This is a genomic window from Flavobacterium mesophilum, assembly GCF_039581405.1.
Lineage (GTDB): Bacteria > Bacteroidota > Bacteroidia > Flavobacteriales > Flavobacteriaceae > Flavobacterium.
The window spans coordinates 407707-432368 of the sequence record NZ_JBCPXZ010000001.1; the positions used below are offsets into that span (position 1 = coordinate 407707).

22 protein-coding genes are annotated in these 24662 nt (G+C 34.0%); 6 read left to right on the forward strand and 16 right to left on the reverse strand.

Annotated features, from left to right (window positions below):
* Positions 1–127: 127 nt before the first annotated feature.
* Positions 128–1012 (reverse strand): DUF808 domain-containing protein, encoded by an 885-nt coding sequence (locus AAYQ19_RS01630; protein WP_343533162.1) that lies wholly within the window; start codon positions 1010–1012, stop codon positions 128–130.
* Positions 1013–1368: 356 nt separating this feature from the next.
* Complete coding sequence (clpB, locus tag AAYQ19_RS01635; protein WP_343533163.1) at positions 1369–3966, reverse strand: ATP-dependent chaperone ClpB; 2598 nt, start codon at positions 3964–3966, stop codon at positions 1369–1371.
* 204 nt (positions 3967–4170) lie between these two features.
* Between clpB and ytxJ the strand changes: the two genes are divergently transcribed.
* Entirely contained in the window at positions 4171–4560 is a 390-nt protein-coding gene (gene ytxJ / locus AAYQ19_RS01640) for a bacillithiol system redox-active protein YtxJ (RefSeq protein WP_343533164.1), read from the forward strand.
* A gap of 113 nt (positions 4561–4673) precedes the next feature.
* On the opposite strand, the gene AAYQ19_RS01645 is transcribed toward ytxJ, so the two are convergent.
* Positions 4674–5840 carry a hypothetical protein gene (locus tag AAYQ19_RS01645; RefSeq protein ID WP_343533166.1) on the reverse strand — a complete coding sequence of 389 codons (1167 nt, stop codon included), beginning with the start codon at positions 5838–5840 and terminating at the stop codon, positions 4674–4676.
* Positions 5837–6835, reverse strand: coding sequence for a DUF2157 domain-containing protein (locus tag AAYQ19_RS01650; protein WP_343533168.1), 999 nt, complete (start codon positions 6833–6835; stop codon positions 5837–5839). Before AAYQ19_RS01650 ends, AAYQ19_RS01645 begins: the two co-directional genes overlap by 4 nt.
* Before the next feature lie 230 nt (positions 6836–7065).
* Here AAYQ19_RS01650 and AAYQ19_RS01655 point away from each other — a divergent pair, with 230 nt between their 5' ends.
* On the forward strand, positions 7066–8379 hold the full coding sequence (locus tag AAYQ19_RS01655) for a pectate lyase family protein (protein ID WP_343533170.1): 1314 nt from the start codon (positions 7066–7068) through the stop codon (positions 8377–8379).
* A 67-nt stretch (positions 8380–8446) separates the two neighbouring features.
* Here the strand turns inward: AAYQ19_RS01655 and argH are convergent, their stop codons facing one another.
* From argH to AAYQ19_RS01705, 10 genes are all read right to left on the reverse strand, one after another.
* Positions 8447–9727 carry an argininosuccinate lyase gene (gene argH, locus AAYQ19_RS01660; protein ID WP_207296660.1) on the reverse strand — a complete coding sequence of 427 codons (1281 nt, stop codon included), beginning with the start codon at positions 9725–9727 and terminating at the stop codon, positions 8447–8449.
* 61 nt (positions 9728–9788) lie between these two features.
* The gene (locus AAYQ19_RS01665) at positions 9789–10859 is read right to left on the reverse strand and encodes a M20 family metallo-hydrolase (protein ID WP_343533176.1); all 1071 of its coding nucleotides are present in this window, start codon (positions 10857–10859) and stop codon (positions 9789–9791) included.
* Positions 10860–11104: 245 nt separating this feature from the next.
* Positions 11105–11878 carry an acetylglutamate kinase gene (gene argB / locus AAYQ19_RS01670; protein WP_343533178.1) on the reverse strand — a complete coding sequence of 258 codons (774 nt, stop codon included), beginning with the start codon at positions 11876–11878 and terminating at the stop codon, positions 11105–11107.
* Between the two features lie 99 nt (positions 11879–11977).
* Complete coding sequence (locus tag AAYQ19_RS01675; protein WP_343533179.1) at positions 11978–12931, reverse strand: N-acetylornithine carbamoyltransferase; 954 nt, start codon at positions 12929–12931, stop codon at positions 11978–11980.
* 78 nt (positions 12932–13009) lie between these two features.
* Entirely contained in the window at positions 13010–13771 is a 762-nt protein-coding gene (gene proB, locus AAYQ19_RS01680) for a glutamate 5-kinase (protein ID WP_343533180.1), read from the reverse strand.
* 218 nt (positions 13772–13989) lie between these two features.
* Entirely contained in the window at positions 13990–15183 is a 1194-nt protein-coding gene (locus tag AAYQ19_RS01685) for a glutamate-5-semialdehyde dehydrogenase (RefSeq protein WP_445709684.1), read from the reverse strand.
* Between the two features lie 100 nt (positions 15184–15283).
* On the reverse strand, positions 15284–16423 hold the full coding sequence (locus AAYQ19_RS01690; protein WP_343533182.1) for an aspartate aminotransferase family protein: 1140 nt from the start codon (positions 16421–16423) through the stop codon (positions 15284–15286).
* Between the two features lie 83 nt (positions 16424–16506).
* Positions 16507–17484, reverse strand: a complete 978-nt coding sequence (gene argC / locus AAYQ19_RS01695; protein ID WP_343533184.1) for an N-acetyl-gamma-glutamyl-phosphate reductase — start codon at positions 17482–17484, stop codon at positions 16507–16509.
* Entirely contained in the window at positions 17477–18670 is a 1194-nt protein-coding gene (locus tag AAYQ19_RS01700) for an argininosuccinate synthase (RefSeq protein ID WP_343533186.1), read from the reverse strand. Before AAYQ19_RS01700 ends, argC begins: the two co-directional genes overlap by 8 nt.
* A 55-nt stretch (positions 18671–18725) precedes the next feature.
* Positions 18726–19373: a GNAT family N-acetyltransferase gene (locus tag AAYQ19_RS01705; RefSeq protein ID WP_343533188.1), complete on the reverse strand. Its 648-nt coding sequence runs from the start codon at positions 19371–19373 to the stop codon at positions 18726–18728.
* Positions 19374–19574: 201 nt separating this feature from the next.
* Between AAYQ19_RS01705 and AAYQ19_RS01710 the strand changes: the two genes are divergently transcribed.
* Positions 19575–19847, forward strand: coding sequence for a hypothetical protein (locus AAYQ19_RS01710; RefSeq protein WP_343533190.1), 273 nt, complete (start codon positions 19575–19577; stop codon positions 19845–19847).
* On the opposite strand, the gene AAYQ19_RS01715 is transcribed toward AAYQ19_RS01710, so the two are convergent.
* On the reverse strand, positions 19844–22111 hold the full coding sequence (locus tag AAYQ19_RS01715; protein ID WP_343533192.1) for a M1 family metallopeptidase: 2268 nt from the start codon (positions 22109–22111) through the stop codon (positions 19844–19846). The genes AAYQ19_RS01710 and AAYQ19_RS01715 overlap by 4 nt on opposite strands.
* A 186-nt stretch (positions 22112–22297) precedes the next feature.
* Between AAYQ19_RS01715 and AAYQ19_RS01720 the strand changes: the two genes are divergently transcribed.
* The 3 genes from AAYQ19_RS01720 to AAYQ19_RS01730 all read left to right on the forward strand — a co-directional run bounded on the left by AAYQ19_RS01720 (position 22298) and on the right by AAYQ19_RS01730 (position 24387).
* Positions 22298–23149: an aldose 1-epimerase family protein gene (locus AAYQ19_RS01720; RefSeq protein ID WP_343533194.1), complete on the forward strand. Its 852-nt coding sequence runs from the start codon at positions 22298–22300 to the stop codon at positions 23147–23149.
* 2 nt (positions 23150–23151) lie between these two features.
* Positions 23152–23700, forward strand: coding sequence for a GNAT family N-acetyltransferase (locus AAYQ19_RS01725; RefSeq protein WP_343533197.1), 549 nt, complete (start codon positions 23152–23154; stop codon positions 23698–23700).
* A gap of 132 nt (positions 23701–23832) precedes the next feature.
* Positions 23833–24387, forward strand: a complete 555-nt coding sequence (locus AAYQ19_RS01730; protein ID WP_343533199.1) for a DUF3575 domain-containing protein — start codon at positions 23833–23835, stop codon at positions 24385–24387.
* Positions 24388–24392: 5 nt separating this feature from the next.
* Here AAYQ19_RS01730 and AAYQ19_RS01735 read toward each other — a convergent pair whose 3' ends face one another.
* Positions 24393–24620, reverse strand: coding sequence for a VF530 family protein (locus AAYQ19_RS01735; protein WP_343533201.1), 228 nt, complete (start codon positions 24618–24620; stop codon positions 24393–24395).
* Between the last annotated feature and the right edge of the window lie 42 nt (positions 24621–24662).

Consider the following 24662-nt stretch of genomic DNA (forward strand, 5'->3'; position numbering starts at 1 on the left):
TTGTGGTGAGGTTCACCACAAAAGATATAGCGGATAGCGGGACTAAACTTGAACTGAAAATGATATTTCTGCTCCAAAAAAAAACACCAGCCTCTCGACTAGTGTTTCTATTATTTAAAAGCAGGAATTAAACTGCTGGTTCTTTCTTTTTGAATATCTTTTTGAAAAGATTTACAATTGCCAAAACTATAAAACCAATGATTAGCCCTATTGCAAACTCTTTTATGATTGAAGGAAAGTTAGGCAAAAGATGATGAAAAAATTCAATATTATGAACAAATAATCCGCCTGCAACTAAAATCAACGCAATCGTCCCAATTACTGTTAGGGCTTTAATCACTTTTGGAAGTGCTTGAACTAAAATATTTCCAATACTTTTTAAAAGACTTTTTTCTTTTTTACTGTGCTGAATCATTTTGAAACCAACTTCATCCATACGAACAATTAACGCTACAATTCCGTAAACTCCAATAGTTGCTATTACTGCGATTATAGAAACGGTAACAATTTGCGATATTAATGGTTTTCCGATTACAGTACCCAGAGCAATAATTACGATTTCTACTGATAAAATAAAATCAGTCACAATTGCCGATTTTACTTTGTCTTTTTCGATCAATAAAATCTCTTCTTCTGTAAATTCTTCTTCCGTTATTCCTTCAGATTCTTCGTGTGCATGAGGAAAAAAGAATTCGTAGATTTTTTCTGCTCCTTCATAAGCCAAAAACAATCCTCCCAAAACCAAAATTATCATAATAGCAATTGGAAAAAAGGCACTCAATAAAAATGCAACTGGAAGAATAATGATTTTATTCAAAAGCGATCCTTTACTGATTGCCCATAAAACCGGAAGCTCTCTTGATGAAGCAAATCCTGAAGCTTTTTCGGCATTTACCGCTAAATCATCTCCCAGGATTCCTGCAGTTTTTTTTGCGGCAACTTTACTCATTACTGCTACATCATCCATAATTGCTGCGATATCATCCAATAAAGCGAAAAAACCTGAACCCATTTTTTAATTATTTTTTTAGTTGTGCGAATCTAACACTTTTATACTAATTTCTTAGCCGAATATGGGATTTAATTCTAACTGCATTGCCCTAGTATTCCCCAAATAATTAAAAAAATAAGCACTGTGCTGAAACAGCCACACCCTAATTTTTTAGCTCCATATCCTGCAATTAAACCTCTAACGATATTATTCATAATTTCAAATTTTAATTAATAATTTGCTGATTTTTACTTGTTTAAAATTGATTCTTTTTTACAAATATCTTGTTATAAGAATTGGACGAAAAGTTTCATAATTTTGGGCAAAAAAAAAGCACCAGCTGAAAAACTGATGCTTTTTAAAGTAACATAAAAAAATTAATTAGCTGTCTGGTTTCTAAAAACCAACTTGCCATCGAAAGCATCTAACAAAATAATGCTGTCTGTCGTTATATTTCCTGCCAAAATTTCTTTCGACAATTGATTTAAAACTTCTCTCTGAACCACACGTTTTACTGGTCTTGCTCCAAATTGAGGATCAAATCCTTTGTCAGACAAGTAAGCAATTGCTTCTGGAGTTGCATCCATTGTAATGCCTTGTTGCGCCAGCATTTTGGTCACGCCTTTCAATTGTAAACCTACGATTCTTGAAATATTATCAACTGTAAGCGGTGTAAACATTACAATCTCATCGATACGATTGATAAACTCAGGACGAACAGTTTGTTTCAATAATCCTAAAACTTCGTTTTTAGCTGCTTCTGTCGCTGCTTCAACACCGCCTTTTAGGTTTTCGAATTTCTCCTGAATAATCTGGCTTCCCATATTAGAAGTCATGATGATAATCGTGTTTTTGAAATCAGCCAAACGTCCTTTGTTATCCGTTAGACGTCCTTCATCAAGAACCTGCAACAAAATATTGAAAGTGTCTGGATGCGCTTTTTCGATTTCGTCTAACAAAATAACAGAATATGGTTTTCTACGAACCGCTTCTGTTAATTGTCCACCTTCATCATAACCTACATATCCTGGAGGCGCACCAACTAAACGGCTCACACTATGACGTTCTTGGTATTCACTCATATCGATACGTGTCATAGCATTTTCATCATCAAAAAGATATTCAGCTAAAGCTTTTGCTAATTCCGTTTTACCAACTCCGGTTGTCCCTAAGAATAAGAAAGTACCAACAGGTTTTTTCATATCCTGTAAACCGGCACGGCTTCTACGAACGGCGTCACTTACCGCTTCTATTGCTTCTTCTTGACCTACTACACGTTTGTGCAATTCATCCTCTAAATGCAATAATTTTTCTCTTTCTGTCTGAAGCATTTTAGTAACTGGAATTCCAGTCCATTTAGCTACAACTTCTGCAATGTCTTCTCTAGTAACTTCTTCTTTAATTAAAGAATTTCCAGATTGGAATTCCTGCAATTGTTTTTGTAAAGTTTCTTGGCGTTCCTGAGCCTCTTTTATTTTTCCGTAACGGATCTCGGCTACTTTTCCGTAATCACCTTCACGTTCTGCACGTTCTGCTTCGTATTTAAAGTCTTCGATTTCATGCTTTACCGCTTGAATTCCGTCAACGATATCTTTTTCTTGTTTCCATTTAGCATAGATTTCGTTGCGTTCTTCTTTCAAGTTGGCCAATTCCATACCTAAAATTTTCAGCTTGCTTTCTTCTTTCTCACGCTTAATAGCTTCAATTTCGATTTCCAACTGCATGATTTTACGATCCAAAACATCTAATTCTTCTGGTTTTGAATTGATTTCCATACGCAATTTAGAAGCTGCCTCGTCCATTAAGTCAATCGCTTTATCTGGCAAGAAACGGTTCGTAATATATCTTTGCGAAAGTTCAACTGCAGCAATAATTGCTTCGTCTTTAATTTGAACTTTATGGTGTGTTTCATACTTTTCTTTGATTCCACGAAGAATCGAAACCGCACTTTCTGTATCTGGTTCATCAATTAAAACCTTTTGAAAACGTCTTTCAAGCGCTTTATCTTTTTCAAAATATTTTTGATATTCATCCAAAGTTGTCGCTCCAATTGCTCTCAATTCTCCACGAGCCAAAGCTGGCTTCAAGATGTTTGCGGCATCCATTGCGCCTTCACCTCCACCCGCGCCAACAAGCGTATGAATCTCGTCAATAAACAAAACAATATCACCTTCTGCAGCTGTAACTTCTTTTACAACCGATTTCAAACGTTCTTCGAATTCTCCTTTGTATTTCGCTCCTGCAATCAAAGCTCCCATATCTAATGAGAAAACGATTTTTTCTTTCAGGTTTTCTGGAACGTCTCCGTCCACAATTCTATGTGCTAAACCTTCTGCAATTGCCGTTTTACCAACTCCAGGTTCACCAATAAGCATTGGGTTGTTTTTGGTTCTACGAGTCAAAATCTGCAATACACGACGAATTTCTTCATCACGACCAATAACGGGATCCAGTTTTCCTGTACGTGCTAATTCGTTTAGGTTTTTAGCATATTTATTCAACGAATTATATGTTTCTTCAGCTGAAGCCGAAGTCACTCTTTCGCCTTTTCTTAATTCTTCAATTGCTGCTTTAAGACCTTTTCCTGTAACTCCCTGATCTTTTAAAATCTGAGAAACACGGCTTTTAGAATCAAAAATGGCTAGAATTAAATGCTCGATCGAAACATATTCGTCGTTCATTTTTTGTGCAATAATTTCAGCTTCGTTCAAAGCTTTATTGGCGTCTCTTGAAAGCATGATTTCGCCTCCAGAAACTTTTGGAAAACTCTGAATTGTACTGTCTAAAATTTGCAAAAACAATGGCACATTTACGTTTAATTTTTTCAAAATAAATGGCGCGACGTTTTCGTCAACTTCAAAAATAGCTTTGAAAATGTGTTCATTTTCAATTTGCTGCTGGCCATTTCGCTGTGCAATTTGTTGCGACAACTGAATGGCTTCTTGTGATTTAATTGTAAATTTATTTATGTTCATATTTTTTTGATTTGATTGATTTTATTTGTTCAAAATTTATAAGATTAAAGTTACGATTTATCGAGTTAGATTTTTAACTCAAATGATTTAACTTTGTATTCGAATAGACAAATTATATTCCATAGTAAAAAAACAGACAAAATGACTGTTAAATCCGATTTTTTATCGTTTTAGCACGTCAAAAAGTCATAAAAAGCGCCAAATATGAGTTTTTTTAATTCAATCTTCGGAAGTTCAGAGAACTCAGAAGCCCCAAAAAGTAAAGTAAACTGGACGGAATTAACAGATAAGCTTCAATTAATGGAAATCGAAGCTATTTCTAATGAAAAACCAGTTGTAATTTTCAAACATAGCACAAGATGCAGCATAAGTCGAATGGCTTTAAAACAATTTGAAAGAGAATATGATCTTGAAGGTGAAGTTGATGCCTATTTCTTAGATTTAATAGCACACAGAGATGTTTCAAATGAAATTGCAAGCAAGTTTGATGTTTACCACGAATCACCGCAATTGATTTTAATCAAAAATGGAAAAGCGGTTTATGATGTTTCGCACAGCGATATTGATGCTGAAGCGTTGAAAAGCAAGGTTTAAGTTATAAATTATGAATTAGGAGTTATGAGTTGATTACTCAGCTTAAACTACAATGAAATTTAATTTCAATGAGCCACAATTCATAACTCATAACTCATAATTCATAATTAAACTTAAAAACTTCCTCCAGAACCTCCTCCACTAAAACCTCCATCTCCAAATTCCATTGGAGAAGCTTGTGGCTTTACTTCTGGTTTCATTCCAAAAGCTGATGCAACCACTAAGGCCTCAGCATTTAAAAATGCATCTGAATGATTAATTCTGTCTGGCTTGAAAGTCAAACCTCTTTCTTTTTCTTTTAATTTTTTGATTGAAAAATAAGCTATTCCAAATAAAACTATTCCGCCAAGCGTAAGCGCAACTTCTATCGGCAAAACGGAATAATAAAATCGAATCGTATAAATTGAAAATGCAATGGCTAAAAAGCTAATCCAAAGCATTATTCTATCTTTTGTTTTTATCGCCTGAACCAAGTAAACTACTGGAACTACAAAAGTAAATCCGTAGAAGAAAAATGCAAACGGAATATCGGTTCCTGGTTGCACTTCTGTTCCTAAAAGTTCCGCAGAAAGCTCTCTTACGATCAAATAATTACATGAAAGGTAAAATAAAACCAAGCAAAAAGCATTCGCTAACAAAAGCCCGTTGTAGTAATATCGCTCCTTTAAATTGTTGATCATTTTTTTGGTTAAAAAATAAAAAGCTCCTGCAAATAACATTGCTGTAAAAGGCAAAATAGCTTTTCCAATTTCGCCAAATTCAAACATTCCAAAAAATAGAAAAGCAGTTGTTGATATACAAAACACAAGCATTGAGAGAACATGTAAATATCTTAAAAACATAAATAAAGCAACAATTGAAACAAAAAGCGCAACGATGATTTCGTAACCCTCTGTTGTAATTCCGATTGCACATCCTACATTCAAAATTGTTCCTAAGACAAAGGCATCATCCAAACCATGTCCGTGATAATGTTGCCTTCCGAGTAATTCCGATCCTCCAAAACCAATAGCAGCAAAAATGTAAAAACAAATTTGGAAGTAAATATCCTCCGAATGTATTCCAAATAGAGAAACCATACCGCAAATCGAGCCATACAGCAAGCTTCCCAACAAAAAGAAACCAATTTGGACCAAAACATTACTGTGGTTTTTAAAAACAGGTAATTCTTTTTCGATGATTTTTTTTTGATCTTTATTTATAAAACCACCTTTATATAAAGTGTTGGCCTCATCTACCAAAGCTTCGTTTTCCAATACTTTTTTATCGTATACTATCATTCTACTATTTCTTTATGAAAGTTTTTAATCAACTTAACAAACATTACGATTGAACCCACAAAATAAGCAGGAAGCAAGAAAACAAACAATTCCCAAATATCTGAAAAATCAACATTTTCAAAGATTCTAAACAAAAGGATATTGATTCCTATATAGGCATAAATAATCATAAACACATACAGCGAAATTGCTTTTTGCTCATAACTAACTCTATAAAAATAATAGGTAAAACCAGCTAAAATAAGAGTAAAAGCCATCCAAACAAGAACATCATCATCAATCATATTGACAATAGAAGCTATACTAATAATATGCAATGCAAAAGTGAGAAAAATCAAGGCAAAATGCGTTTTTAACGAGACTCTCTGGCTGTAAATTGTCCATACAATCAGTAGACCACCTAGAATAATGGCAGAATAACTCAAATTTTGATTCGCATAAAAATCATTATTGCTAACTAAATCCTGTGGCGTTACTGAAATACCAATATAGGCAGCCAAACCAGTAATCGCAATAGTCAAAACGCTACGATTATCAAAATAATAAGCACAAAAGAAACTGACTAAAGTCGGGATCAAAGTAGCTAATCCATAATGCTCGCCAAAAGTTTTATATTGAAATTGAAGGTATCCAATAAAAATGCAAGTCAAAATATTACCTGCCAAAACCAGATATTCTAAAACTGGATTTTCAAATACAGTTTCTGTTTTTTGAAAACCTTTTGAATTTTTAAAACAGTAATAAAAACACACTGCGATAACAATTAATAAAATTGAAAGAATGGCAATATGACCAATACTATCAATGTTTTTGTAAATTAAAACTCCGATTCCCGAAGTAAAAAGTAAAACAGATAAATACAAAAACAACTTTAGCTCTGCATTTAAGGAAAAAATATTCAGACTTCTATAAGCAATAATTTCTTGGGATTGATTTTCAGTAATTAAGTTTTTATCCAAAAGCGCTTTAGTTGCCTGTTCGTCAAATTTGTTCATATTTTTTATTTAAAACAATTCAAATCAAAAATAGACTTTTTACCTTAAAAAAACAGAATTTTGTAAATAATTTCGGCCTTAATGAATCGAATTCAAAAAATGCATTCTAAACAAAAAATGCAATTTTTCCTTAAACACAACCGACTTTAAAATTAATTACTTACATTCGTGTAATCGATTACATTGTATCGGCATCAAAACCACTTAAACCACTTAAACCAAATAAAAACATGAAAAAGAATTTGTTTTCGCTCCTTTTTTTCTTGAGCTTATCTCTTTCAGCACAACAGTATGTAATGTCTGCTCCTGAAGGATTTGGAGCTGGAGCAACTGGCGGAGGAAATGCCACGCCTGTAACAGTAAGCACCTATGCTGATTTAACCGCAAAACTAAAACTAACCACTCCGCAAGTAATTTTAGTTTCGGGAACTATAAATTGTACTTATACAAGTTTGCTTGTTACCAACAAAACAATAATTGGACTTCCGGGAGCTCGACTAGTGAGTACAGATCAAACTGCCGCTGGTTCAGGAATTCTGAGTTTAAAACCCGGCTCTGATAATATCATTATTAGAAATTTAATTTTTGAAGGTCCTGGCGCTTATGATGTTGACGGGCATGACAACCTAACATCTGAGGCTACAAATCTTTGGGTAGATCATTGCGAATTTCAAGACGGAATGGATGGCAATTTTGACAACAAAGGCGCTGCTGATAATGTTACCATTTCATGGACTAAATTTACTTATTTAAAAGCTCCAAAAGCTGGAGGTTCTGGTGGAGCTGATGACCATCGTTTTTCAGATTTAGTTGGCTCCTCTAAAAGCGATGCACCTTCTGACGGTCATTATAGCATTACTTTCAAAAATTGTTATTGGGCAGAAGGTTGTAAAGAAAGAATGCCAAGAGCGCGAAATGCAGAATTACATATATTGAATTGCTACTACAATACGTCAGTTTCAAGTTCATTAGCAATTGGTTTAGGTGGTGGAAACAACAATACGTCTTGTTATGTTGAAGGCACTGATTTTGCAAAAATTGGCACTGCATTCAAAAGTTATATCAGTACAGATGGAGGAACAGTGGGAATCACATTCTCTAACTGCTTAAAGCCCGGGACAGATTTTGGTGATGCCGTTTCTAAGCCTTCATACACATACAATACGTTATCAGTAAATGATGTTGCAGGCTACATTACAAATGCTTCATGTGGAGCTGGAGCGACTTTACAGGTTTCTGCTGAAGGAAAAATTTCTTCAAGCTGTAATGGCCTTGGAGTTAAAGAAAATAAAAATGATCTAGAACTAAAATTTTATCCAACTAAAATCAACCGCTTTTTAAATATTGAATTCTCAGGAAATGATAATGGTTTGGCTTCTGTCAACTTATTTTCTTCGAGCGGAGCAAAAGTGTATTCGCAATCCAAAAACGTTTCTACAGACGAAAGAATGGAATTGAATGTCGGAAATCTTTCCAAAGGTGTTTACATCTGCAAAGTTCAATTAGAAAATAAGCTTAAAACTTTTAAAGTGATTAAAATCTAAATCAAACAAAAAGGTCATTGAAACAAATCAATGACCTTTTTACTTTTTACAGCTTACTTTTTACATCTTAAAAAGCTGCTTTCATTTTATCTTTGATAGCATCTAGGCATAGATTGTTGATACTGCCTTCATGCGTGTGTTTTGTTTCTTTTGGAGATTTATAAGTTCCTGCTTCCAATTGTTCAGCAACAGCTTTGTATGCATCTCTAAACGGCATTCCTGCAACCACCATTTCGTTTAAAGTATCTACTGTAAACAAATAATCGTATTTCTTATCTTCTAAAATATGATCTTTTACCGTAATATCTTTTATTGAGAAAATCGCAATATCTAAACAAGCTTTTAAGTTTTGAATCGCTGGAAACAAACCTTCTTTTAAAAGCTGTAAATCTCGATGGTAACCACTTGGAAGATTATTAGTAATCAAAGTAATTTCGTAAGGAAGCGCCTGAATCTTATTGCATTTCCCTCTGATTAATTCGAAAACATCCGGGTTTTTCTTGTGAGGCATAATGCTTGAACCTGTTGTAAGATGTGCCGGCAAACCGATAAAATCGAAGTTTTGGCTCATATACAAACATACATCCATTGCAAATTTTGACAATGTTCCTGCAACGCTTGTCATCGCAAAAGCAACTGTTTTTTCTGCTTTTCCACGGCTCATTTGTGCCGCAACAGCGTTATATTTTAAAGTTTCAAAACCTAATTCTTGAGTTGTGAAAGTTCTGTTGATTGGGAATGAACTTCCGTAACCAGCCGCAGAACCTAACGGATTTTGATCTACAATTTTTGAAGCAGCGTTCAGCATTGTAATATCATCGATCAGGCTTTCAGCATAAGCAGAAAACCACATTCCGAATGAAGATGGCATTGCGATTTGCAAATGCGTATATCCCGGCAATAATACATTTTGATGTTTCTCTGCCGATTCCATCAACAAATCAAAAAGTGTTTTTACCTGTTCTTTTATGGCTTTTAATTCATCTTTCAAATACAAATGAACATCTACTAAAACCTGATCGTTACGAGAACGTGCGGTGTGGATTTTCTTTCCAGCATCGCCCAATTTTACCGTTAGTAAATATTCGATTTTAGAGTGGACATCTTCAAAACTGTCTTCGATTTCGAAATTACCTACTACGATATCTGCAATAATTTCGTTTAAAGCATCAACTAAAGAAGTAGTTTCTTCTGAAGTCAGCAAACCAATTTGTCCTAACATTTTGGCGTGCGCAATTGAACCTAAAGCATCATATTTTGCTAAAACCAAATCTAGTTCACGATCGTTTCCTACTGTAAATTGTTCGATTTGTTTATCTGTTGGTATTCCTTTTTCCCAAAGTTTCATAAGGCAATATTTTTAACAAACCCGACAGGTTTTAAAACCTGTCGGGTTTAATTTCGTTTAATTATAATTTGAAGAATCCAGTTAGTATTTTAATATACAAATCGACTCCTTCTACAATTTCGTTTACAAAAATAAATTCGTCTGCTGAATGTGAACGTAATGTTTCTCCTGGCCCTAATTTTAAAGACTGACAGCTTAAAACTGATTGATCTGAAAGTGTTGGAGATCCGTAAGTTGTTCTTCCTAAAGCAATTCCCGCCTGCACTAAACCATGCTCGATTGGAATAGATGACGAATTTAAGTGCATTGATCTTGGTGTCACTTCGGCGTTTACATTTGCTTTAACGACTTCAAGAATTTCAGCATTCGAATAACAATCTGTTACACGAATATCTACAACCAAATCACATTCTGATGGCACAACATTGTGTTGTTTTCCTGCATTGATCTGCGTTACAGTCATTTTTACAGGACCTAAAACATCAGAGATTTTGTCGAATTTATAATTTTTAAACCATTCCATTACCGGAATTGATTTGTATAAAGCATTGTCATCGTTTTGATGCGCCGCATGGCTTGCTGTTCCTTTTACTTTTACATCTAAAACTAAAAGCCCTTTTTCCGCAATCGCTAATTGCATCAAAGTCGGTTCACCAACAATCGCACAATCTAATTCTGGTAAATGTTTTAAAACGCTGTTCAAACCATTTTTTCCGCTGCTTTCTTCTTCTGCCGAAGCAACGATAACAATATTATGTGATAAATTTTGATTTTCGTAAAAGTGCACAAAAGTCGCTAATAACGAAACTAGACATCCTCCTGCGTCATTACTTCCTAAACCAAATAATTTTCCGTCTTTTTCGATTGCCTTAAATGGATCGTTCGTATACGCTTGATTCGGTTTAACTGTATCGTGATGTGAGTTTAATAAAAGTGTTGGCTTGTTTTCGTCGAAATATTTGTTGAAAGCCCACACATTGTTGTTTTCTCTTTTAAAAGGAATTTCATTCTGATTGAACCAATTTTCTATTAAAAGAGCCGTTTGATCTTCTTCGCTTGAAAATGAAGGGGTTTCAATAAGATTTCTTAATAGTTCAATTGCTTCCTGGGTAAGCGTATCTATATTTTTCATTTTAATAAGGTTCAAAGGCTCAAAGGGAAAAGCAGCAAAGTTTTTGAGCTTTCCTTTGACCATTTTTACTTGCGCAAATTTATTTAAAATACCTTGTGCGCTCTATTTTTTCGCCACTAATTAAACGGATTTTCAAACATTATTTTTTTATCCCAGATTTAAAATCAAAATAACTTTTTAATGTTCAGCTAAAATTATTTTCCCTTTTAACAGAGTAAATTTGCGTCAATTTGTGGCGACATTTTTTATAATGTAATCGTTGTATGCAAAACATCAGAATTTTGAAGCATTTTGTGATGCCCAATTTTGATTTTCTGCACACCTCGTGATAAACTATTAAAACAGTTATCCAATTTTGGAATCATTCCAGAATGAATTACTTTTTCTTCTTTTAGTTTATTGTATAAGACTTCGTTGATTTCTGTAATTACAGACGAATCGTCTTCTGAATCCATCAAAACACCTTGCTTTTCAAAACAGTAAGTCAGCGTAACATCAAAAACTTCAGACAATGCAATTGACAATTCACTTGCAATCGTATCGGCATTTGTGTTTAATAATTGCCCGTTTTTGTCGTGTGTAATTGCGCAGAAAACGGGTACAATTCCAGCTTCTAATAAAGTGGCCAGTAATTTAGTATTGACTTGTTTTACATCTCCTACAAATCCGTAATCAATTGTTGGATGATTTCTTTTAGTTGACTGAATCAAATTTCCATCAGCTCCAGAAAAACCAACTGCATTGTTGTCTTTGGCCTGCAATTGTGCCACAATGTGTTTGTTGATCTGACCTGCATAAATCATAACTACAACATCTAGCATCGGAGCATCTGTAATTCGGCGTCCATCAATCATTTGCGGAACCAAACCAATACTCTGCGCCATTTTCGTAGCCGATTTTCCACCACCGTGAACTAAAACTTTGTATCCTTCAATTTTAGAAAAATCAGTTAAAAATTGTTCTAATTCTGCCGGATTGTCAATGATGTTTCCACCTATTTTTATTACTGATACTTGCATATTTTTAGGTTCAGATAGAAAGTAACAAAGTGACAAAGTTTTTTTTCAAGGTATAAAACCTTTGTCCCTTTGTTACTTTGCTCCTTTGTAACTATAAAATTATATTTTCTTCAAAATCTTCTGCAACACTAATTGTGCTGAATACGTTCTATTATTCGCCTGTTCAATTACGATTGAATTCTCTCCGTCTAATACTTCATCAGTAACAATTACATTACGACGAACAGGAAGACAGTGCATAAATTTTCCGTTGTTAGTCAAAGCCATTTTTTCGGCTGTAACAGTCCAATTTGGATCGCTGTTGGTTACTTTTCCGTAATCATTGAAATTACTCCAGTTTTTAACGTAAACAAAATCAGCGTTTTCGAAAGCTTTATCTTGGTCGTACTCAATTACACAGTCTTTTGTAATTTCTGGGCTCAATTCGTATCCTTCTGGATGCGTAATTACAAAATCCATGTCTTTTTGCATTTGCATCATTTCTACGAACGAATTCGCAACTGCCTGTGGCAAAGCTTTTGGATGCGGCGCCCACGAAAGCACCACTTTTTGTTTCTTATTGTGTCTAGGTTTGAATTCTTCCATCGTAATTGCATCTGCCAACGATTGCAAAGGATGACGTATAGCACTCTCCATGTTTACGATTGGCACTGTAGCATATTTCTTGAATCCAGAAATTACCGTCTCAGCATAATCTTTTTCTTTATCTACTAAACCTGCAAAAGCACGGATTGCAATAATATCACAATATTGAGAAACTACTTCCGCAGCTTCTTTAATATGTTCTGAAGCACCAGAATTCATTACTGCCCCATCTTCAAATTCCAAGGTCCATCCTTCGTTGGTAAAATTCATTACCATAACATTCATTCCTAAGTTCATAGCCGCTTTTTGAGTACTCAAACGCGTTCTTAAACTTGGGTTGAAGAATAGCATTCCTAGGGTTTTGTTCTTCCCTAAATCTTGATTTTTAAGCGGATTCTTTTTGATTTTGATCGCTTGTTTTACCCATTTTGATAATGAGTTGATTTCTTTTATTGAGATATAGTTCATGTCTTTTTTATTAATTAGAAAATGTGATAATTTGATAATTAGATAATTGTGACACTATCTAATTTTCTAATTGACTCATTAGATTATTTTTGTAAATGGAATTTCGTTCTTTAATGCTTTTAAAATAAAATTATCATTTAATCCGTTGACGATCCAGGTTTCAATATTAGCTGCTTTTGCAATTCCAGCTGCTTCAATTTTGGATTGCATTCCTCCTGTTCCGTGTGATGATTTTGAATCTCCAATTTCTTTTTCGAGCGATTTTAAATCATTTACCAATTTTATGGTTTCAGGAACTTCATTTTGAAAAGTCTCTTTCGTATAAATTCCATTTGTATTGGTTGCAATTACCAGAATATCAACATTTAGAAGAACAGCCGTTAAAGCCGCTAATTTATCGTTATCTCCAAACCGAATCTCATCTGTCGCCACAGTATCATTTTCATTGATGATCGGAATATAATTGTTTTTAACTAATACATTAATGGTGTTTACAATGTTCTTTTTGGTCTGCTCTTTTTCAAAATCAGAATAAGAAAGTAAACACTGCGAGGTATTTAACCCTAAATCCTTAAAATTTTCATTGTAAATCCGCATTAAATGTGGTTGTCCGATTGAAGCTAAAGCCTGTTTGACAAAAACATCTTTATCTTGATTGTCCAGCTTAACAAATTGCTTCGCCGCCGCAATTGCTCCAGAACTTACGATGATAAATTCATATTCGTCATTTAAAGCCGCAATCTGTACACCAAGATCTTCAATCTTTCCCCGCGAAATATGATTGGTTTCTTTGGTTAAAGTATTACTTCCTATTTTTAATAAAATTCTTTTCTTACCCATGTTTTGTTTTTTAACCGCAAAGGGCGCAAGGTTTTTTTGATTTTGTTTGTGAATATAAACGCTAAGTTCGCAAAGCTACATGTTGAAAAAATTCCAAAAATTTAAATCCCAAAATTCCAATTGAATATCAATGACAATATCAAATTCAAAAATTACTAATTCACAATCTAAAATCTGAAATCTACAATCTAAAATTATCTAATTGACACATTATATAATTATCTAATTTGTCCCTCTCCGTAAACGTACCATTTATTAGTTACCAAATGCTGCAACCCAATCGGACCTCTTTGATGCAGTTTATCAGTGCTTATCGCTAATTCTCCGCCAAGGCCGAATTGTCCGCCGTCTGTGAATCGAGTTGATGCATTTTGGTAAACCGCTGCTGCATCTATAGATTCCATAAACTGTTGCGCAACTTCGTCATCTCTTGTAATAATTGCTGCAGAATGTCCGCCGCAGTATTTATTAATCATATCAATGGCATTTTCCTGAGAATCGATGGTTCCGATTACGATTTTATAATCTAAAAACTCCTCGTACCAGATATCTTCGTTTTGAATGGTTTCCGTATTCTCGAAATTCTCTAACGATTTATCGACAATTACTTCCACTTTTGATTCGATTAGAGCTTCGATTAACATCGCTGTAAAACCTTCAAAATTGGGAAGTTTAGAACTGATCAAAACTTTATCTAATGCATTACAAGCCGAAATTTTAGCCGTTTTAGCGTTTAAAATTACTTTTAAAGCCAAATCTGTATCAGCATCTTCATGAACGTAAACAAAATTATTACCGCGTCCGCTTACAATTACTGGGCAAGTCGCATGTGCTTTTACAAACTCAATTAATTTTTCTCCTCCTCTCGGAACAATTAAATCTACTTTTTGAGTTGGTTTTTCTAAAAATGCCTGAGTTTCGGTTCTGTTATAATTAAGATATTCTACCCAGTCTTTTGAAACTCCATTTTCTTCTAAAGCTTTATGCCAAAGACTTACAATTTTTAGATTCGATTTTAGAGATTCTTTTCCACCTTTTAATAAAATCTTATTTCCGGATTTAAAAGCAATTCCTCCCGCTTCGATTGTAACATCTGGACGAGATTCGTAAATAATTAAAATGGTTCCAAAAGCTGCGGTTTTATTCACCACTTTAATTCCATTATCATGAGTAAAATGAAAACGCTCAATGCCGATGGGATCTTCCTGCGAAGCTAACTGATTCAATGACAAAATCATTTCATCTACTTTTTTATCATCTACTTTCAGGCGTTCTTCCATCGCTAAATCTGAACCGTCGTAATCGCTCAAATCTTCCTGATTGGTCAAAATGATCTGATTCCGCTCTTGTTCTACAAGCTTTGCCATAGTCCGCAAAACCGCATTGCGTGTTTCAATTGATAATGGTTTCATAATTTCAAGTGAGTTGGTTGTTTTTTGGTTGTTTCTTTTCAGAAACTTTGTTTTAAACCCGACAGGTTTTAAAAACCTGTCGGGTTTAATTTGGTGAGAATTAGTTTTTTAATTCTGCTAAACTTTCTTTTAAAGCTTTTACAAAAGTGTCAATATCCGCTTTTTTCACTGTTAAAGGCGGTAAAATTCTCAATAGATTTTTATTGTTTGCGCTTCCTGTAAAAATGTGTTTTTCAATAATTAATTTCTTTCTCAAAGCCGCTACATCAAAATCAAACTCAACTCCAAGCATTAAGCCTTTTCCTTTTACTTGTTTGATCCCTTCAACTTCTTTAATTTTTTCTAAGAAATATTCGTAAACTTCATTTACATTCTTTTGTAAATCAAGCTTTTCAATTACATCTAAAACTGCAATCCCTGCTGCACAAGACAAGTGGCTTCCACCGAAAGTAGTTCCTAATAATCCGAAACTTGCTTCGAATTTTGGAGAAATCAAAATTGCTCCAACAGGGAAACCATTCCCCATTCCTTTTGCAACTGAAATAATATCAGCATTGATTCCGTGGTGTTGGAAAGCGAAGAATTTCCCGCTTCTTCCGTATCCTGACTGTACTTCGTCTAAGATTAAAACCACATCGTGTTTTTTACATGCTTTTTCTAAAGCTTGGAAAAATTCAGTCGTTCCTTGGTCTAAACCTCCAACTCCTTGAATTCCTTCGATAATCACAGCCGTAACATCTCCTTTTGCTAATTCCGCTTCAACCAATTCGATTTGGTTTAAAGGTAAAAATGTTACTTCTTGTTGTGCATTTATCGGCGCAACAATCTTTTTGTTGTCCGTAACCGCAACGGCTGCAGAAGTTCTTCCGTGGAAAGAATTATGAAAAGCCACAACTCTTGATTTTCCGTTATGGAAAGAAGCTAATTTTAAAGCATTTTCGTTTGCTTCAGCTCCAGAACTGCATAAAAACAATTCATAATCTTCTAATCCTGAAAGTTTTCCTAATTTCTGTGCCAATTCAACCTGTAAAGGATTCTGAATCGCATTCGAATAAAAACCTAAATGATCAATTTGATTTTTAAGTTTTGCTACATAATCCGGCTGTGTGTGTCCGATAGAAATCACACCGTGTCCGCTGTATAAATCTAAATATTCTACTCCTTTGTCATCTATGATTGTGCAATCAATTGCTTTTACTGGAGTAATGTCGTATAATGGGTAAACGTTGAATAAGTTCATCTTTTTTAGTTTTTTGTTGATGGTTGATGGTTGTTGGATTTGTCGATGTTCAATCAACTAAAAACCAACAACTATCAACTAAATTAAAATCCGCTTGGTTTCAAATGTAAACCTGTGGTTTCTTCTAATCCGAACATTAAATTCATGTTTTGAATCGCTTGTCCTGAAGCACCTTTGGTTAAGTTATCTATAATTGATGTTATGAGAACCCGGTTTCCTTTTTTCAATAAACTAATGATACATTTGTTCGTTTGCACAACCTGTTTCATGTTGATGTTAGTCGTTGTAACAGTTACAAAAGGTTCATTTTTATAGAATTCTTCGTATTTTTCAACTAATTGCTCCAAACTGTCATCACATAACGTATAAAGCGTTGCAAAAATTCCTCTTGGAAAATCTCCTCTATTCGGAATAAAAAGCAATTCGCTGTCAAAATCATCTTGTAGCTGAACCAAACTTTCTGAAATTTCTCCTAAATGCTGGTGTTCAAAAGCTTTGTAATGCGAGAAATTATTGTTTCTCCAGCTGAAATGAGAAGTTTCTGAAAGACTTACTCCTGCTCCTGTACTTCCAGTTGTAGCATTAATATGAACGTCATTATTCAATAAATTATGCTCTGCTAAAGGCAATAAAGCTAATTGAATAGCAGTCGCAAAACAACCTGGATTAGCAATATAATTTGCTTTTTTGATTTCAGCCTTATTGATTTCCGGTAATCCGTAAATGAAATCTTTTCCTTCGAAATGTGCATCTTTATTCAATCTGAAATCATTACCTAAATCAATGATTTTGGTGTGACTTGCAAACTGATTTTCTTTCAAAAATGAAATCGATTTTCCGTGACCTAAACACAAGAAAACAACATTCACATTCGGATTGATTTCAGCTGTGAAATTCATTTCAATATCACCCATCAAATCGTGATGCGCTACAGAAAGAGGTTTTCCAGCGTTTGTTGTACTGTAAACAAAATCGATGTTTACTTTTGGATGATACATTAAAATTCTGATGAGTTCTCCGGCTGTGTAGCCCGAACCACCAATAATTCCGACATTAATCATGGTCTAATTTGTTTACAGATGAGAAAATATTTTGAGCATTTCCTAAAATCTTAATAAATCCTTTTGCATCTTCAGATGTCCAAGCATTGTTCATTTCGCCATACTGACCGAAACCAGTATTCATTAAATCATTTTCAGATTCAATTCCGTCAAGTGAGAAATGATATGGTTTTAATGAAACTGTAACTGTTCCATTTACTGTTTTTTGAGTATCTTGCAAGAACGTTTCAATGTTTCTCATAACAGGATCTAAAAACTGACCTTCGTGGAATAACATTCCGTACCAGTTTCCTAACTGCTCTTTCCAGTATTGTTGCCATTTTCCAAGAGTATGTTTCTCTAATAAATGGTGTGCTTTGATGATAATTAGCGGAGCTGCAGCTTCAAAACCAACTCTTCCTTTAATTCCTATAATGGTGTCTCCAACGTGAATATCTCTACCAATTGCGTAAGCGTTTGCCAATTTTTCAAGCGCTACAATATTGTTTGAAGGTTTATCTGTTTTTCCGTTTAAACCAACTAATTCACCTTGTTCAAAGTGAAGCATTACTTTTTCTTCACCTTCTTTTTGCAATTGTGAAGGATAAGCTTCACTTGGTAATGGTTGTCCTGAAGTTAAAGTTTCTTTTCCTCCAACACTTGTTCCCCAAAGTCCTTTATTGATAGAATATTGCGCTTTTTCCCAAGAATAGCTTACTCCATTTTTTTGAAGGTACTCTACTTCTTCTTGTCTAGAAAGTTTTAGATCTCTAATTGGTGTAATGATTTCGATTTCTGGAGCGATCGTTTGGAAAATCAAATCAAAACGAATTTGGTCATTTCCTGCACCTGTACTTCCGTGTGCGATTGCGCTTGCTCCAACTTTTTTAGCATATTTAATGGCTTCAATAGCTTGAAAAACACGTTCTGCACTTACTGATAACGGGTAAGTATTGTTTTTTAATACGTTTCCGAAAATCAAATATTTAATAGCTTTATCGTAATATTTGTCAACGATAGTCAGGTTTGCGTGTTGCGCACTTCCTAATTCATAAGCTCTTTTTTCAATAGCTGTTAATTCTTCAGCAGAAAATCCTCCTGTGTCAACAAGAACAGTGTGAACTTCGTATCCTTTTTCATTTTTTAAATATTTCAAACAATACGAGGTATCTAATCCTCCGCTATAAGCTAATACTACTTTTTTCATTTTTTATAATTTAGGCTAATACTTTCGTATGTAGCAGTTTGAGATTTCTTTTTGATTAAATTTTGAATAAAAAAACAAATGACAATATTTTATTTAAGAATAAAGCCTGTTTGATTTTTTTAAGTCTGCTTAAAACAGCCTCGTTAAAAGGATGTCTTGGCGGTGTTTTTTGTTTTTCTTTTGGATCGTACAGCATTCCAGTACAAAGACACATTTTGTTTTCTTTGCTTTGTAAAATCGGGAAGTTTGTACAGGTTTTACATCCTGCCCAGAAACTTGGATCAGTGGTAAGTTCAGAGAAAGGAACTGGTTTATAGCCTAATTCAGAGTTGATTTTCATTACAGCCAAACCGGTTGTAATTCCAAATATTTTAGCATCTGGGAATCTCTTCAAAGAATACTCAAAAACTTTAGATTTAATTTTTTTAGCCAAACCTAAACTTCTGTAGTCTGGATGCACAATCAAACCAGAATGCGCGACGAATTTGCCGTGTTGCCAGCTTTCGATATAACAAAAACCTGCAAATTTTCCATCAGCCAAAGCAATCATCGCATCACCATTCGACATTTTTTTCTGAATATACTCAGGAGTTCTTTTAGCAATCCCCGTACCTCTCAATAAGGCAGATGATTCTATCGTATCGCAAATTTCTTGTGCGAATTTGAAGTGTTCTTCCTGGGTAACAACAATAGAGATTTTCATTTCAATAATTGAAGTTAGAGTTAAAAATTAAAGCATATTGATTCGCTTGAAATCCAGAATTGAATCCAATAAAATTAAGCATAAAAGAAGCAACATTCTCAAAATCAAAACATTGATTAAGAAAATTTACAAAATAATAAATACTTTTAGGATATGTTTGTCCAATGGACAAATTATGTGATTTCAAAATGAAAAATGGATATGAATAAATATACGGCTATAAAACTCAGTGAACACTATATAAATAGCGTCCGTACTTCGGGAGAAGTAATCGGTGAGTTTGTCCGTGACAAAGAAGTTATATGTAAACTTATTTTATTCATCGGTGCAAAAGTACATCTTTTTTTAATTTACAAAACAAAAAATCAAAATTCTAACATTTTTTTTACGTTTTGTGAATATACAGAAAAACAAAACCCGATAGCTAAAGATAACTATCGGGTTATAAATACTTTAAAATATCTTATTTTTTAATTCTTAGTAAACGGAATTGATTTTCCATCATTCAAAATCATATCAACAGCAGTTTTAGCTTCATTAAATTTAAACTTCACTCCTGCTCTTTTTGATTCAAATGTATCTTTTTCTCCAGCAACTGGTTTTACTGAAAACTTAGGATAATCTGTCAGTTCAGCATACAAAGCACTATTTTTCTCCGTGAACTCAATTTTGACAGGCGCTCTGGAAGTTGAATAATGCCCTAAATAACCATCTAAAACAACATCTTGTTCTACTTTGCCTTTTCCAGCTGTCCAAACATTATTTGATTCGTTGTAATCAGGAAATGCATGATCAGGGTCCAAAGTGATACTTTCAATCTCTTCAGTCGAATTATGTTTGAAAGACCAATCATTATTACGTTGCCAAATTTCTACAGGCAAATTAACTCTAGTTACTTTTCCGCTTTTTGTTTTAACATCTAAAACAATCGGCATTGGCATTTTTTCGAAATTTTCTACAGTAATAATTACCCCTTTTGCAGGATCATTTTTCACATATTTAATCGAATTAATACCTTGGTCAAAGCGCCAGTTATTTACATACCAGCTTCTCCAGAACCAACTTAAATCTTCGCCAGCAACGTTTTCCATTGATCTAAAGAAATCATCTGGTTGTGGGTGTTTGTAAGCCCAACGCTCAATATAAGTTCTAAAAGCTCTGTCAAAACGTTCTTTTCCTAAAATCTGTTCTCTTAAGATTACCAAACCAGCACTTGGTTTAAAATAACATAACATCCCAATATTCGCTTCCTTCATGTTATCAGGAGAACTCATAATAGTTTCCAAGTCAGGTCTTGTGAACGGTTCTGCTTGCTCATGCAAATCTGTTGGTTTTTCTTTGTATTCGCCATTATTAAACGCCGCAGTACTCAATGAATTGATAAAAGTATTGAATCCTTCATCCATCCATGCAAACAACCTTTCATTAGAACCTACAATCATTGGAAACCAAATATGCCCAAATTCGTGATCTGTAACTCCCCAAAGATCATCTGTCTTAGACTTCCATCCGCAGAAAACAATTCCAGGATATTCCATTCCGCCTTCATTTCCTGCCACGTTTGTCGCAACTGGATAAGGATATTCAAACCATTGTTTAGAATAATGCTCGATTGCACCTTTCACATATTCGCTTGAACGTCCGTAAGCATCATTCCCATTACTTTCCACAGGATAAGCAGATAATGCTAAAGCTTTTTTTCCACTTGGCAAATTAATTTTTGCTCCATCCAAAATAAATGCTGAAGACGATGCCCAAGAAAAATCGCGTGCATTTTTGATTTTATAATGCCAAGTTTTGGTTGTTCCTGCGTTACTATTTACTGTTGCAGCAACTTCATCAGCAGTACGAATCATAACGGTTTTGTCGCTATTTGAAGCATCTTTATATCGTTTCAATTGTTCAGCAGAAAGAACTTCTGCACCATTTATCAATTCCCCAGAAGCTACAACATATTGATTTCCTGGAACAGTCAATTTTACGTCAAAATCTCCATATTCCAAATAAAACTCAGAAGCACCTAAATAAGGCGCTGTATTCCATCCACGTACATCATCATACACACACATGCGTGGATACCATTGCGCAATAGTGAAGATTTTTCCGTTTTTAGTTTCCAAAACTCCCATTCTATCTGATCCTTCGAAAGGAGCAATAAACGAGAATTCGATTTTGATTTTTACAGAACCTCCTTTTGCAGCCAATTCCTGCGGAAGAAAAATCTGCATTCTAGTGTCTGTAATAATATATTTTGCATCAACTTCTGTAGCGTTTTTCCCTGACGAAACTACTTTTACAGATTTAATTTTATTTCCTCCATCAAAAATCTGCCCTTGCGCTCCATTACGACTTCCTGTCAATGGCACAACTGCATTTCCTCTAGAATCATCCTTAAATAAATTTTGATCCAAGTTCAGCCATAGAAATCCTAATTTTTCGGGACTATTATTTGTATATGTAATTTGATCTGTACCTACAATTTCATTTGTTGTAGCATTCAATTTTGCCGTAATTTGGTAATCGGCTCTATTTTGCCAATATTCTGGACCTGGCTGACCACTTGCAGTACGCGTAGAAGTTCCGTTTTTAGTATAAAAATGCGGAGCAAAGGCATCATGATAATTGTAATTGTTTGTTGGATTTGTTGTCGTCGCCTGCGTAGTTTGCTGCGCCCACAAAGAGGAAATCCCAAAAAATAAAGCCGCGGTTAAAATGGCTTTTGCAGATTGCTTTTTCATATTTTTTAGCTGTTTATGTAGCAAATTAATGAAAAAAAATACTATTTACAGAGAAATACCCAAGGTTAAATTTAATTTTAGCAAAATTTTATCAATTAAATAAATTAAGCGATTTTCTTAAAAAAATAAAATTTATTCAAATACCTTTACGACACTATAAAAATTAACCATTAGAATTCTATTATTTTGAATACAACAATATCAAATTCAGTATTAACAGCTTCCATAAAACATGCTGGAGCCGAATTATTTTCATTAAAAAACAATCAAGGCAAAGAATTTATTTGGGAAGGAAATCCAGAATTCTGGGGTAAACATTCTCCCGTCCTTTTCCCGATTGTTGGCACTTTAAAAAACAATACCTATACTATTGACAATAAAGAATATCAATTGTTAAGACATGGTTTTGCACGGGATATGGAATTTCAACTGATCGAGAAAACCGGAAACAGCGCGGTTTTTTCTTTAGAATCAAATGCAGAAACTTTAAAAAAGTATCCTTTTGAATTTGAATTACAACTGATTTACACCTTAGAAAACACTTCTTTAAAAATAGAATATGTCGTAATTAATAAAGGTGAAACCAAAATACCATTTTCTATTGGTGCTCATCCAGCAATTGCGCTTCCAGAAAATTTTGAAAATTATGCTTTCAAATTTGAAAAAGAAGAAGCATTGAAATTCAACCTTTTGGAAAATGATTTAATTTCTAATAAAACTGAAACTTTAAAGACCATTAATAGTGTAGTACCTCTAAACTACAAACTTTTTGAAAATGACGCTCTAGTTTTCAAAACATTGGAATCAAATTCATTAACGATACTTGAAAACTCAAAACCCTATGTGCAAGTTGATTTTGAAGATTTTCCAAGTTTAGGAATTTGGACCAAAAATCAAGCTCCATTTGTTTGTATCGAACCTTGGTTTGGCTATTCAGACACAGCTAGCAATTCAGGAAATTTATTCGAAAAAGAAGGTGTTATTATTTTAGAAATAGATCAGACTTTTCATTCCCAGTTTAGTATTAAAATTTTATAAAAATGTTAGATTTCAACTTTCATCCTTTTCCAACAATCGAAACAGAACGTTTGCTTTTAAGAAGAATCACAAACGATGATGTCAATGAAGTTTTTGAATTACGTTCAAATCCAGAAACCATGAAATACATTCCGCGTCCATTGGTGAAAAACAATGAAGACGCTCTGGCTCACATTGCAATGATTGATGAAAAAATCGAAACAAATACTGGAGTAAACTGGGGAATTACTTTAAAAGGCAATCCAAAACTTTTAGGTATTATTGGCTACTACCGCTTGCAACCCGAAAACTACCGCGCCGAAATTGGCTACATGTTGTTGCCTGAATTTCACGGCAAAGGAATTATCCCTGAGGCTGTAAACAGATTAATCATTTATGGATTTCAAGATCTAAATTTACACTCTATTGAGGCAGTAATAGATCCTGAAAACGAAGCTTCTGAAAAAGTATTACAAAAATGCGGTTTCATAAAAGAGGCCCATTTAAAAGAATCGGAGTTTTATGAAGGCCGTTTCCTAGACAAGGTAATCTACTCATTATTAACAAAATAGAATCCTATTATTTTCTGACAAAAAAATAATAATTGTTAAAACAAATATTATTAATCTCAAAAATGCGTTTATACGCTATATTTGCACGCGAAATAAGCCACTTTAACATTTATTTCGTCCAAAAACATCTTTATGAAAAAAATATTTTTATTAGCCGTTATCTTCTTTTCTATTCAATCACAAAGTCAAACTTTTATTAAATTTAATGGTGCTACAGCCTTGTTTTTAATTCCAAACATTGGCGTAGAAACTAGTATTGGGGAAAAAACTACTTTTAGTGCAGATGTCATGGCCTCTTTCTGGGAATCAATTAATGGACATAATCCAATGAAATTTGCGACATTAACACCTGAGGTCCGTTATCATTTTAAAGAAAAATATAATGGTTTTTATGTTGGAGCAAATGCTGGACCAGATATTTACAGACTTCAAAAATGGAATTATTGGAATAATATTTATTATGAGCATGGTTTTGGTTATCATTTAGGAGTTACTGTTGGTTATAACATTAAGCTAAGTGATAAATTTTTACTTGATATTTTTGCTGGAGGAGGATGGCATCAGGGATTTTACCATGGGTACTACAATGACGGGACACCTGGAAGATACGACAAAGCAGAAAACTGGAACAAAAGTGGTGAATGGTTGCCATATCGTGGTGGCGTTATGATTTCTTATAAATTATAAACCAATTACTTCTCAAACTTAGGCAACGATTTTACGTATAAATCTTCTACTTTTTTACGAGCCCAATCTGTTTTTCTTAAAAAAGTAAGCGACGATTTCACACTCGGATTTGAATTGAAACACTTTATAGGAATCAATTCCCCAAGCGTATCAAAGCCATAATAGTCGACTAAAGTCTCAACAATTTTTTGAAGTGTAATTCCGTGTAAAGGATCTTTTGATTTATTTTCCATTTTATACTTTCTAAATTATATCAAAAAGACCGTGCTCAAAAA